The following is a 13,773-nucleotide window of genomic DNA, read 5'->3' as shown; positions in this document are numbered from 1 at the left end:
TTTTTTAGTTTTTTTAAACATTACTCATTAACATTAATTGCATTTTTATTTTTTATAAAGTAATCAACACCAGAAATTATTGTGATTATAACAGCTAAATATAATAAAATTGTTGTTCCTGTACTGAAAAAAGTACTTAAATAAACATTATTTGCTACTTTAGCTGCCCATTCAGGAGACAAGCTTATGTTCAATTGTACCAGTAAACTTACTATAGCTACTATTTGAATAAACGTCTTAGCCTTTCCCCACTTGCTAGCTGCTATTACTATTCCATCTGATGCAGCCAAGGTTCTTAATCCTGATACTGCAAATTCTCTTGCAATTATAATTGTAGCAGCCCAGTTTGGAATAACTCTAAATTCTACCAAGACTATTAAAGCAGACGTCACTAATAATTTATCTGCTAATGGGTCCATAAACTTTCCAAACTTTGTAATTTGATTTCTACTTCTTGCTATATATCCATCTAGCTTATCTGTTATTGATGCTAATACGAATATTATTGTTGCAATTGTAGTTCCATATGGTATATCTTTAAATGCAATAACAATAAGAAAAATTGGAACTAAAAAAATTCTAAGTATAGTTAATTTATTAGCTAAGTTCATCAAAAACAACTCCTATTAAATCATACTCCATTTTGCCTGTGATTTTAACTTTAACGAATTCGCCTTTTTTAAGTTCACTGGATGATGTAATCAAAATAGATCCATCCACTTCTGGAGCCATTTCAAAATTTCTTCCTATATACTCCTTACCATTATAACCTTCTATTAAAACGTTGTAAATCTTTCCAAGCTTTAAACTATTATTTTTTTCAAATATTTCTTTTTGTATAAGCATTAATTCTCTTTCTCTCTTTTTCTTAGTGCTTTCTTCAACTTGATTTGGCATAATAGCTGCTGGAGTTCCCTCTTCCTGAGAATATGTGAACACTCCTACATTATTTAATTTTGTATCTATTAAAAATTGTTTTAATTCTTCAAAATCTTCCTCTGTTTCTCCTGGGAATCCAACAATTAATGAAGTTCTTAAAGTTATATCTGGTACATTACGACGAAGTTCTGTAATCTTATCAATTATATCTTGTTTTGAAGTTCGTCTACCCATTCTCTTAAGAATGTTATCACTAATATGCTGTATAGGTAAATCAAGATACTTGCATATCTTATTGTTGTTTTTAATTTCTTGTATCATTTCATCATAAATTTCTTCTGGATAGCAATATAAAACTCTTATCCATTCAATGCCTTCAACTTCTGAAATTTCATGCATAAGTTCATGTAATTTCTTTTCTCCATAAAGATCAACACCATATTTTGTTGTATCTTGGGCTATTAAAATAACTTCTTTAACTCCACTACTAGCTAAAGCTCTAGCTTCCTTAAGTATGTTCTCCTTTGTTCTGCTTCTGTACTTACCTCTTATCTTAGGAATTATACAATAGGTACAGAATCCATCACAACCTTCAGAAATTCTTAAATAAGCTGTTTGCTTATCTGTACTTATAATTCTTTCTCCTTCATTTATGTTAACATCGCTATAATCTAATTTAGCTATTTTGTTATTATCATTGATAAACTTTTCTATATATAAATTTATCTTAAAATAATCATTTACCCCTAAAATTATATCAATCTCAGGCATTAACTCCATAATCTCTGCACCATATCTTTGAGTAAGACATCCAGTAGCTATTAATAGCTTACAATTATGTTTCTTTTTATATTCTGCCATTTCCAATATTGTATTGATTGATTCTTCTTTAGCCTTTTCTATAAAGCCACAGGTATTAACAATTATTATATCAGCCTCTACAGGGTCATTAGTTAATTCATAATCTTTAGTTACAGCACCAAGCATTATTTCCGAATCAACTCTGTTCTTATCACAGCCTAAGCTTACTAATCCTATCTTGTATTTTTTCAAGTTATTTTCCTCCTGATGTTATAATTCATTCTTTATTTTAAAACTGTTTATTCTTTAACACAAGCATTTTTTAATTAACAAATAGTAAAGTTTGCAAAAATTAATTTTCAAGTTCATCTTTGTCAATTAAAATTTGTCTAGGTTTGCTTCCTTCTTTAGGTCCTATTATAGACATTTCTTCAAGTTGTTCTACAATTCTAGCAGCCCTATTAAATCCTATTTTAAGTTTTCTTTGTAAAAATGAAGTAGATACTTGGTTATATTCCACAACAATTCTTATAGCTTCATCTATAAGCTCATCTCTATCTTCATTATTTGCTTCTGAATTACTCTCAACAGTCTCACTATTTATATGCTCTATAATTTCATTTTCATATTCAACAGGTTCTTCACTACTCTTTATATAGTTAACTACATTTTCTACCTCTTCTTCTGAAATAAAGCATCCTTGAATTCTCACTGGCTTTGCTTCTCCTAATGGATAATAAAGCATATCCCCTTTACCTAAAAGTTTTTCGGCACCACTACAATCAAGTATAGTTCTAGAATCTATTTGTGAAGACACTGCAAAAGAAATTCTTGAAGGTATATTGGCCTTTATTACCCCTGTAATTACATCTACAGAAGGTCTTTGCGTAGCTATAACTAAATGCATTCCAGCTGCTCTAGCCATTTGAGCTAATCTACAAATATAATCTTCTACGTCCTTAGGACATGCCATCATTAAATCTGCAAGCTCATCTACTATTATTACAATTGAAGGCAGCTTCTCTTCTACAGTACCCTTTTCAAAAAGTCCATTATAAGATTCTATATTTCTAACACCATTGTCCGCAAAAAGCTTATACCTTCTTGTCATTTCATTTACAGCCCAATTCAAAGCAGCAGCTGCTTTTTTAGGATCAGTAACTACAGGAATTAAAAGTTGAGGAATACCATTATACACATTTAATTCAACGACTTTTGGGTCAATCATCAATAGCTTTACTTCCTGTGGTGAATATTTATAAAGTAGACTAATAATCATTGTGTTTATACATACACTTTTACCAGAACCTGTAGCCCCTGCTATAAGCATGTGAGGCATTCTACTTAAATCTCCAACTACACATTTACCTGCAATATCTTTTCCTAAGGCAAACGCTAACTTCTTATTTGAATTAATAAACTCCTCTGAGTCTATAAGTTCTTTAATAGACACTGGAGATAGTTCTCTGTTAGGAACTTCGATACCTACAGCAGATTTACCTGGTATAGGAGCTTCAATTCTTACTCCATTAGCTGCTAAACTTAAAGCTATATCATCTGCTAAATTAACTATCTTACTTACTTTAACTCCAGCCTTAGGTTGTAATTCATATCTAGTAACAGAAGGACCTTTTGTTACTTGTAGTATATTTGCCTCTACACCAAAAGAATTAAGAGTTTCCTCAAGCTTATCTACATTTGATAAAAGTTCTTGCTTATCTTCTTTATTCATTTTACTCTTTGAGTTGTTATTAAGTAGATTTGAATCTGGATAATCATACTTAGATATATCAGTATTATTTTGTGATATTTTTTCATTTAGTTCTTTATTAATTGATTCTTTTACTTTATTATCAAGCTCATTTTTCTTAGACTTAGTATTAGTAGAATTATCAAGTTCTACAGTTTCTGCCGCAACTTGATCTTCTGGACTTAGACCCTCATCTTCATCCAAAGCAGCATTCTTCATAAAATCCAAAATCTTTATTTTATTGTTAATACCACTTATAAATTCATTTTTTTCTTGTACATCGTTAGATTCAGACTTAGGTGCTAATTCTATAAATTTTTCTTTTGATTCCTTTATAGGTTTCACATCTCTATTTTTAGATGATTTACGCTTTGCTTTATTTTTCATTTCTATCCCTATATCTTCAAGTGTAATATTAAATATTAATATTAAGCAAATAAGATATATAAAAAAGTTCATTATATAAGTTCCAACAGTTCCAATTAATAATATTATAGGAAGAGATATAAGAAATCCTAATATTCCTGAATGAAAACAGCTGTTTGAATAAATAATAGCCTTAATACTACCCATAATATTTGACTTTATATAATAAGAATCAAAATTAAGAGCCTGTACTAATATTAATGTATTTACAATTATTACAGTAATCAGTACAAGGCTTCTATTTATTATGATAGAGCCTTTATTTTTTATATAAATGAATGAAAGATATAGAAGATATATCGGTAACATAAATGCTCCTAAACCAAGTAAGGATACAAATATAGTTTTTGATATATATGAAAAATATCCTACAGCATTGGTATATAGTCCAAGCATTAAAAGCAAGGATAATGCTATACCAATAATGCCATGTATATCAGTATTTCTAGTAGTCTGTTTGACTTTTTTTTTTGCAACTTTTTTTGCCACTTTTGTTTCACCTCTTTATTTTCTCTTATATAATTATAAGATAATTCCAAAATAAAATAAAGAAAAAAGAACTATGGATAATCCTATAGTTCTTCACCAATTAACTCTTTTAATTTACCCAAGGCCTCCTTTACCCCTCCAACCTCATCTATAAGTCCGCAATCAACAGCTTCTTTTCCAATAAGAATAGTCCCCATATCATTTAAAAGTTCGTCTGTTTTTAGCATCATCTTTTTTAATGTGTCTTCATCTATTTTAGAAGTTCTAAGAATAAATTCATTTATCCTTTCCTGCATTTTATTAAAATAATTAAATGTTTGTGCTACACCAATAATCAAGCCATTCATTCTTATAGGGTGTATTATCATTGTAGCAGATGGTGATATAAAAGAATAATTAGATGCAGTGGCAAGAGGAACTCCAATAGAATGACCGCCACCTATAACTAAAGATACAGTTGGTTTGCTTAAGCTCCTTATTAATTCCGCTATAGCCAAACCTGCCTCTACATCTCCTCCTACAGTGTTTAATACAAATAGAACTCCTTTTACCTTTGGATTTTGTTCCATGTCTATTAGCTGTGGTATCATATGTTCATATTTAGTTGTCTTAGTTTGAGGTGATAAAATAGCATGCCCCTCTATCTGACCTATTATATTTAAAACTTGAATACTTTTATCTGGTTGATCATTATTAGTATTACCTAATTCTTTTATCCCCTCTATTTTCTTATCCTCTTCCTTGTCATTATCCTTATCTTTTTCTTTTTCATCTTCATTACTATTTTCACTCATAAATAAATACCTCCTATCCATGTTATTTTAAACATAAATATGAGGCATTATACTATAATAAAATATTATGAAGAGTTTGAATTGCTTTTTTAGTGTGCTTGTCCTCTATTAGACACCATATTGTAGTATGTGAGTCAGCAGTTTGTAATACAGGGATATTAACTTCATCTAACGTATCTACAATCTTGGCTACAACTCCAGGAATTCCTGCAATTCTTGAACCTATAATTGATATCTTGCTACAATTTTCAATCAAAGTAAACTTAATTCCTATAGATGCTAATGTCTCTTCTAAGTTTTGCTTATCTTTAGAATCTATAGTGAAGATTTTTTCATTAGGGAAGATATTAATTAAATCTAAACTTATATTATTATCAGCCAAAACTCTTAATACATGTTTGTAATTTTCCTTATTGTTAAGAGATAATTTTATATTCACCTGTATTCTATTGCTTACTGAAGTTATACCAGTATACAATTTTTCAGATGTTATATCACCAACACTATTTATTATAGTTCCTTCACAATCAGACATTGTATTTTTAACTACAATAGGAATATTCCCTTTCATAGCCGTCTCAACAGCTCTTGGATGTATTACCTTTGCACCTTGTTCTGCAAATTGGAAAACTTCATTATAACTTATCTTAGATATAAGTTCTGCATCTCCAACAATTCTTGGGTCTGCTGTCATAATACCATCTACATCTGTATAGATTTCAATTTCTTTTGCATTAAGTGCTACCCCTAAAATGGCTGCAGAAGTATCACTACCGCCTCTACCTAATGTAGTAAAGATTCCTTCCTTAGTTATTCCTTGAAAGCCTGATACTACTGGAACTATATTTTTTTCTAAAAGCGAATTTAGAAAAGTCATATCAGTCTCAACAGGTTCAGCAAAATTAAAATCATCATTTGTTATTATGCCCGCTTGTCCACCAGTCACAGGCATAGCATCTATACCATGTTTATAAAACTCATTACACATTACCACTGTACTTATAAATTCGCCACAACACATCAGCATGTCTGTAGCCTGATGATTATCATTTTTAAAAGATTCATCAATTAATGATAATAAAGTATCTGTAGCATAAGGCTCTCCTTTTCTTCCCATAGCACTAACAACTACTACAGGTCTATATCCGTCCTTTAATGCCTTTTTAACTTTCTTAACCACTTGCGTTCTTTTTTCTTCATTTGACACTGATGTCCCACCAAATTTTTGAATAAGTATATCCAACATATTCACATCCTTCTTAAAGCTTAGATCTAGTAATAACGTCCTCATCAGCATCTATCAATATGGTTTTTGCTCCTATTTTTTTTACTGTATCCCATGGGATCTCTAAAAAATCATTTTTATTAAAGAAGCTAATTTTACCCGCTCCTAAATTTACAATAAGAAACTTCAAATAACCATTCTCATCAATTATAATATCATTGTTAATGATCGCGTTATATTTTTCACCATCACTTACATTTATTATTTCACATCTTGAGATTTCACTTAATAATCTAATGTTTTCACTCATTTTATCCCCTCCATAAAATAAAATATGTTTCATGGAGAGGATTTATTACAATTTATATTTCTATATATTTTTGATTATATGCAAAAGTATCATCACCTAATTGTAATATACATTTGTCTAAATCAACATTTCTTCCTACAAATGCGCCATTAATTACGCCATCCTTAAAGCAATTTTCTAAAACATAAGCTAAGCCATCTCTATTTATTGAATCTACCTTATTTATTATATGCTCAGGTGTATTAACCTTGCCTAAAAATAACATAGATTTTCCGTTATTGAACATTCTGCTACTAGTACTTTCTGAACTTAACATGTAGTTAGCTTTAATTTTCTCTTTATTTATTTGTAATTGCTCTTCAGATATATTAAATTTCTTAAATTTATCAATTTCCCTTTTGATTATATCTAATGACTTCTCTACATTGCTAGGTGCTACACCTACATACAAATTCAATATACCTATATTCTTGAATGAAAGAGGATATGATGCTACATTATAACATAGTCCTTGTTCCTCTCTCAATTTTTGAAATAAAATAGAAGAGGCTCCTCCACCTAAAATTGTATTTAACAAAACTAGAGAATAGCCATACTTATGACCAATTGGAAGACCTTTAAGTCCCAAGTTAATATGTACTTGTTCTATATTTTTTTCCTTACTATGAAAATCACATAAAATTTTCGGAGTACTATATTGTGTTATTATTTCGCTCTTTGATTCCCAACATGAAAAATATTTTTCAATTAATTCTTTTAACACCTTAACATCAAAGTTTCCACATATGGATAAAACTGAATTATGAGGAGTATATCTTTCTTCTTTATATTTTATAAGTTTTTCATGAGTAAAACTGCTCACTATATCCTTTGTGCCTAATATAGGCAATCCTAAAGAATCTTTACCAAAACATGTTTCTGCATAAACATCAGCTAATAAATCCTCAGGGGTATCCTCACCCATGTTTATTTCTTCAATAACTACAGCTTTTTCTTTTTCAATATCTTCTTCAGAAAATTTGCTATTAAAAAGCATATCAGATAATATATCAAAGCAAAGATCCATGTGAGTATTTAGAGTTTTTACATAATAGCAAGTTGATTCCTTACTAGTATATGCATTAAGTTGACCCCCTACATTTTCAATTGCTTCTACTATCTCTTTAGAACTTCTAGAGTTAGTACCTTTAAAAAGCATATGTTCTATAAAATGAGATATGCCATTTAATTCTGGACATTCATTTCTAGATCCGTTTAATACAAATATTCCTACACTCACGGAATTAACATAAGGGATGTTTTCAGCTACAACGCGTAATCCATTATTTAAAGTGAAAATTTCATACATAATACGTCCTCCTTAGCTTTAAAAAAAGAAAAAGGCAATATTACTTGCCCTTTTGTTACTATTCCTCATTCTTTTTTTCTGACTCTGCAAGAGCATCTTTTCTTGAAAGATTTATTCTGCCTTGGTTATCTATTTCAGTAACCTTTACTAAAATTTCATCACCAACAGAAACAACATCTTCAACTTTTTCAACTCTATTGACGTCAAGTTTTGATATATGAACAAGGCCTTCCCTATTAGGAAGTACTTCTACAAAAGCACCGAATTGAACTATTTTAGTTACTTTTCCTAAATAAACTTCGCCAACTTTTACTTCCTTTGTTATACCTTCAATGATCTTTATTGCTTCATCAACTCCAGCATGATCAGGTGAAGAAACAAATACTTTTCCATCTTCTTTTATATCAATTTTAACTCCAGTATCAGCTATAATCTTATTTATAACCTTTCCACCAGCACCAATAACATCTCTAATCTTTTCTGGATCAATTTGTATTGTTAAAGTTTTAGGAGCATAAGTAGAAACTTCTTTTCTTGGTTCAGAGATACATTCATTTATTTTTTCAAGAATTGTATGTCTTGCCTTTTTAGCTCCATAGATTGCATCATGAATACACTTTTGTGACATTCCTGCAATTTTTGTATCAACTTGAATTGATGTAATACCAACTTCTGTTCCAGCAACCTTAAAGTCCATATCTCCAAAGAAATCTTCTATACCTTGAATATCAGTTAAAACTTCTTCTTCTGATAAATCTTCTGATGTAATTAATCCCATTGCTATACCTGCTGCAGGTCTCTTTATAGGAACACCAGCATCTAATAAAGCTAAAGTAGATCCACATACTGAAGCTTGAGATGTTGAACCATTAGAGCTCAATACTTCAGAAACTAATCTAATTGTATATGGGAATTCTTCTTCTGAAGGGATAAGTGGTTCTAGTGCTCTTTCTGCTAAAGCTCCATGACCAATTTCTCTTCTACCTGGTCCTCTTAATGGTCTTACTTCACCTACGCTATATGCTGGGAAGTTATAGTGATGCATATATCTCTTTGTTTCTTCTTCACCAATACCATCTAAAATCTGTACATCACCAATAGCTCCTAAAGTTGCTACTGTCATTACTTGAGTCATACCTCTTGTAAATAGTCCTGTACCATGAGTTCTAGGTAATATTGAAACTTTACAATCTAATGGTCTTATTTCATCAAAAGCTCTTCCATCAGGTCTTCTGTGATGATGTAAAAGCATATCTCTAACAATTTCTTTTTGTAACTTATAGATTACTTCATTAATATCAGCTATATTATCTGGATAAACTTCTGCAAATTCAGTCATGATTTTTTCTTTAACTTCATCCATAGCTGCATTTCTTTCATCTTTATTTGTAATATACATAGCATCTTTAACCATATCAAAAGCAAAATCTTTAACTGATTTAACTATGTTTTCATCTATTTCATGTAAAACAGGTATTTTCTTTTCCTTACCAAACATTTTCATTGCTTCTTCTTGGAATGCAACTATTCTTTTACATTCTTCAAATCCAAAGTCTATTGCATTTATCATTGTTTCTTCAGGAATTTCATCTCCACCAGCTTCTATCATCATAACTCTTTCTTTTGTTGCACAAACAGTTAAGAATAATGAACTTTCTTTTCTTTGAGCTGTAGTTGGATTTATAATAAGTGAATCATTAACTAGACCAACTTGCACTGCGGCAACTGGAGTTGTAAAAGGAATTGATGATAGACATGCAGCCATTGAAGCAGCATTTATAGCTAGAATTTCTGGTAAATTATCATTTTCAACAGATACTACTGTACAAACTAATTGTACATCATTTCTATATCCTTTAGGGAATAATGGTCTTAAAGGTCTGTCTATAGCCCTACCATTAAGAATTGCCTTATCTGTAGGTTTACCTTCTCTCTTAAGAAATCCTCCTGGGATTTTTCCTACTGAATATAATCTTTCTTCATATTCAACACTTAGTGGAAAGAAATCTATTCCTTCTCTAGGTTGCTCTGAAGCATTAGCATTAGTTAACACTACTGTATCTCCGTAGCTCATTAAAATAGCTGCATCTGAAAGCATACCGAAATGACCAGATTGAACCTTCATAATTCTACCAGCTACTTCTATTTCATGTGTATTTTTCATTAAATTTCTCCTCCTTTCAGAGATCCTTATTCAATATTTTTAAAAGAATAGAGCGGTTTAACCCGCTCTAAATAAAATTAGCCTCTAATGCCTAATTCTTTGATTATTGTTCTATATCTTTCGATATCTTGTTTGTTTAAGTAATTTAATAATCCTTTTCTTTGTCCAACCATCATTAAAAGACCTCTTCTTGAGTGGTGGTCTTTCTTGTGAACCTTTAAGTGTTCAGTTAATGATTTGATTCTTTCTGATAATAATGCGATTTGAACTTCTGGAGAACCAGTATCTCCTTCGTGTCTACCGTATTTTTCGATTAATTCTTGTTTTAATGCCTTATCCATTTTGTATAACACCTCCGTAATTATCCCCTACGCCCAAGAAATAAGTTGGCAACTCTAAAATCGTAGATGTAGGTTCTCAACTGGTATTATAGCATAAGCAATATTTGTTGTAAATGAAGATTTTAGAATTTCCTAAAAATTTTCCTTATTTCGGCATATTGCTTATCCTTATTCAGTTGATCTTTTAATTCCTCAATAGAATTGAATTTCTGATTGTCTCTAATCTTCTCTAGAAAAAATACTTTAATTTCTTTTCCATAGATATCATCATTAAAGTTTAAAATATATGTTTCTATAGTCAAATTATTGCCATTTACCGTAGGATTATACCCAATAGAAGTGATACCTTTGTATAACTTTTTATCTAATTCTACATTGGTATAGTAAACCCCCTCGGAAGGCTTAAGATATTTTTCATCATAACTAAGATTAGCAGTTGGAAAACCAATAGTTCTACCTATTTGTCTTCCATTTACCACATTACCTTGCAAACTATATGGTTCTGGTAATAATTTATTAGCCTCTAATAGATTCCCATTTGATATTAAGCTTCTTATATTAGTACTACTAACAATCTCATTATCACACACACAAGGAGGCATAACTTTTAATTCAAAATTAAGTTCACTGCTTAGTTGTTCAAGCAACTCAGTATCTCCTTGATTCTTAAAACCAAATCTATAATTAAATCCTACAACTATAGCTTTAACATTATATAACACCACAAGATTTTCAATAAATTCTCTAGGAGAATTTTTCATTAACTTTTCATTGAAATCTACTAATTCAACAAAATCCACATCAAGTTTTTTCAAAATTTCAATTTTTGTCTCATTATTCATTAAAAGTTTTGGCACTTTATCTTTTGAAATTAGTGAAAGAGGATGATTTTTAAAGGAATATACCATACTTTTTCCTTTATTCTCTCTTGCAAGTTTAACAATCTCATTAATTAATGTTAAATGTCCTATATGAAGTCCATCGAAACTACCAAGTGCCAAATAGGTACCTGATTGAAAATTTACATTATTCTCTTCCATAAGTATACCTCTATTCTAATAGCAACTTATCAATTTTGAAGCTTTTATCCTTATACAGGCCCACTCCAATAAAAATACTGTCTTTATTATAAACTCTATAATAAGTTCCCTCTATAAGTTCTTCTGAAGTAAGTCTTTTGTCCATAATTCTTACTCCATTAATAAGCAACTTTTCAAAATAAGAATCCACTACTAACTTCTTAAAACAGTTTAAAGCTTCATCCATAGGAATTATATAATCTCCTATATTTTCACTGCTTAGATGATTTAGCTCTACGGAATTTACAATATTAAAAATTCCGTTAGCAGTTCTCTTTAGAGATATCATTGTCGCCCCTACACCTAAATCTTCACCTATATCATAGCATAGGCTTCTAATATAGGTTCCTTTAGAACACAACACCTTCATTCTCACTACAGGAAAATCAATAGATATATCAGAAATAGAATATATGGTTATTTTTCTTTCTTTTCTTTCTACCTCTATCCCTTGTCTAGCAAGTTCATATAATCTTACCCCATTATGTTTTAAAGCTGAATACATAGGAGGTACTTGGGCTATCTCTCCAACAAATTTATTTATAGACCCTAAAATCATCTGTTCAGACACATGACTTGGATCTACAGTTCTGAGGATTGTACCTTCCATATCATAAGTGTCAGTTACAATTCCTAGCTTAAATTCAACCTCATACTCTTTAGTATTAGTCATTATAAAATCTATAATTTTAGTAGCTCTTCCTATACAGATAGGTAACACACCACTTGCTTCAGGATCCAAGGTTCCTGTATGTCCTACTTTTTTAATATGAGTTAATTTTTTAATAACATCTACACACTTAAAGGATGATATTCCTGTTGGCTTATTTATATTTATTACACCATTCATAGGGAAATCAACTCTTTCTCAAATTCATTTATAAGTTTATCTTTTGCACTATAAAATGTTTCATTCTTAAAAGTTATGCCAGCAGCTTTAACATGACCACCGCCACCAAACTTATCAGCAATTTTTTGAACATTTACATCATTTTTAGATCTTAAGCTCGCTTTAACGCCACCATTTTCTGCTTCCTTTAGTAATATTGATACTTCTACATCTTTTACCTGTAATCCATAAGAAACTAAGTCTCCAGTATCTATCGTATCTATATTCAATTCCCTAACCATCTCATTAGTTACAGCTAAAAATATAAGTTTTCCATCCATTAATAGTTCACTTCTATCAAGCACTTTACCAATTAATCTTAACTTTATAAATGGTTTGCTATCGAATAGTTCACTATGTATTTTAGTATGTTCAATATTATATTTCAGTAATTCTGAAACTATTTTATGAGTAACACTAGTAGCATTTGAATGTCTAAACGAACCTGTATCAGTTACAATACCTGTGTAAATACAAGTAGCAATATCTTTGTTCATAGATACCTTAAGTTCTTTTAATAATCTATACACTATCTCACATGTAGCTGACGCTGTACAGTCTACATAGTTATAATCTCCAAATATATCATTAGAAACATGATGATCTACATTTATTATCAGTCCCTTGTGGTCTTCTATATCACAAGACATTCTTTCAATGTTTCCACAATCTAATGATATAATTACATCTGCTCTATTTCTAACCTTGATATTTTCTCCATCTATCTCCATAGAAAGTGGAAGGAAGCTTAAGTTACTAGGAATTTCATCCTTGCTAATTATATAAGCTTCCTTACCTAATGATCTTAATCCTTGAACAAGTGCTAATGCACTACCACAAGCATCTCCATCTGGAGAAACATGATATGTAACTCCAAAGATAGTATATGCATTTAAGATGCTTGCTATTTCAGACAAGGTATTCAATTTTTTATTCCTTAATTCTTTCTAATAAAGAATCAATGTGCATTCCGTGTTCGATGGAGTTATCAAGTTCAAAAATAATTTCTGGAGCATATCTAAGATTCATTCTGTGCCCCACTTCTCTTCTAATGAAACCAGTGGAACTTTTTAGAGCTTCAAAAGACTCTTCTTTATCTTTATCTTTAGTTGAAAATAAACTTACATAAACTTTTGCATATCGTAAATCTTTAGTGACATTAACATCTACTATACTAACCATAGCAGTTAATCTTGGATCCTTAATGTCATTTCTAATTATTTCACTAATCTCTTTTTTTACTTCTTCATTTATTCGTCCGCCTCTATATTTAGCCAT

General features: G+C 30.3%; 13 protein-coding genes. All 13 read right to left on the bottom strand.

From position 1 onward, the window contains the following. Positions 1-20 precede the first annotated feature (20 nt). The 13 genes from pgsA to rbfA all read right to left on the bottom strand — a co-directional run bounded on the left by pgsA (position 21) and on the right by rbfA (position 13,773). Complete coding sequence (gene pgsA, locus OCU47_RS08050; RefSeq protein ID WP_261828083.1) at positions 21-611, bottom strand: CDP-diacylglycerol--glycerol-3-phosphate 3-phosphatidyltransferase; 591 nt, start codon at positions 609-611, stop codon at positions 21-23. Next, entirely contained in the window at positions 598-1,932 is a 1,335-nt protein-coding gene (rimO, locus tag OCU47_RS08045; protein ID WP_261828082.1) for a 30S ribosomal protein S12 methylthiotransferase RimO, read from the bottom strand. The genes pgsA and rimO overlap by 14 nt, the downstream gene beginning before the upstream one ends. Before the next feature lie 100 nt (positions 1,933-2,032). Beyond that, positions 2,033-4,252, bottom strand: a complete 2,220-nt coding sequence (locus OCU47_RS08040) for a DNA translocase FtsK (protein WP_261830601.1) — start codon at positions 4,250-4,252, stop codon at positions 2,033-2,035. Positions 4,253-4,428: 176 nt separating this feature from the next. Further along, positions 4,429-5,139, bottom strand: coding sequence for a ClpP family protease (locus OCU47_RS08035; protein WP_261828081.1), 711 nt, complete (start codon positions 5,137-5,139; stop codon positions 4,429-4,431). A gap of 52 nt (positions 5,140-5,191) precedes the next feature. After that, on the bottom strand, positions 5,192-6,382 hold the full coding sequence (dapG, locus tag OCU47_RS08030; protein WP_261830600.1) for an aspartate kinase: 1,191 nt from the start codon (positions 6,380-6,382) through the stop codon (positions 5,192-5,194). Between the two features lie 16 nt (positions 6,383-6,398). Continuing rightward, the gene (locus tag OCU47_RS08025; RefSeq protein WP_261828080.1) at positions 6,399-6,674 is read right to left on the bottom strand and encodes a YlmC/YmxH family sporulation protein; all 276 of its coding nucleotides are present in this window, start codon (positions 6,672-6,674) and stop codon (positions 6,399-6,401) included. 52 nt (positions 6,675-6,726) lie between these two features. Further along, entirely contained in the window at positions 6,727-8,022 is a 1,296-nt protein-coding gene (locus tag OCU47_RS08020; protein WP_261828079.1) for a M16 family metallopeptidase, read from the bottom strand. Positions 8,023-8,080: 58 nt separating this feature from the next. After that, positions 8,081-10,186 carry a polyribonucleotide nucleotidyltransferase gene (locus OCU47_RS08015; RefSeq protein ID WP_261828078.1) on the bottom strand — a complete coding sequence of 702 codons (2,106 nt, stop codon included), beginning with the start codon at positions 10,184-10,186 and terminating at the stop codon, positions 8,081-8,083. A 77-nt stretch (positions 10,187-10,263) separates the two neighbouring features. After that, on the bottom strand, positions 10,264-10,527 hold the full coding sequence (gene rpsO, locus OCU47_RS08010) for a 30S ribosomal protein S15 (RefSeq protein WP_261830599.1): 264 nt from the start codon (positions 10,525-10,527) through the stop codon (positions 10,264-10,266). Between the two features lie 122 nt (positions 10,528-10,649). Next, positions 10,650-11,567, bottom strand: a complete 918-nt coding sequence (locus OCU47_RS08005) for a bifunctional riboflavin kinase/FAD synthetase (RefSeq protein ID WP_261828077.1) — start codon at positions 11,565-11,567, stop codon at positions 10,650-10,652. Positions 11,568-11,577: 10 nt separating this feature from the next. Next, positions 11,578-12,456, bottom strand: a complete 879-nt coding sequence (gene truB / locus OCU47_RS08000) for a tRNA pseudouridine(55) synthase TruB (protein ID WP_261828076.1) — start codon at positions 12,454-12,456, stop codon at positions 11,578-11,580. Further along, positions 12,453-13,421, bottom strand: a complete 969-nt coding sequence (locus OCU47_RS07995) for a DHH family phosphoesterase (RefSeq protein WP_261828075.1) — start codon at positions 13,419-13,421, stop codon at positions 12,453-12,455. Before OCU47_RS07995 ends, truB begins: the two co-directional genes overlap by 4 nt. Before the next feature lie 4 nt (positions 13,422-13,425). After that, positions 13,426-13,773 carry a 30S ribosome-binding factor RbfA gene (gene rbfA / locus OCU47_RS07990; RefSeq protein WP_261828074.1) on the bottom strand — a complete coding sequence of 116 codons (348 nt, stop codon included), beginning with the start codon at positions 13,771-13,773 and terminating at the stop codon, positions 13,426-13,428.

This window comes from Clostridium sp. TW13, from assembly GCF_024345225.1.
GTDB classification, from domain to species: Bacteria; Bacillota; Clostridia; order Clostridiales; family Clostridiaceae; genus Inconstantimicrobium; species Inconstantimicrobium mannanitabidum.
Note: the sequence above shows the minus strand (reverse complement) of the source record. Positions and strands in the feature narration are given on the sequence as shown.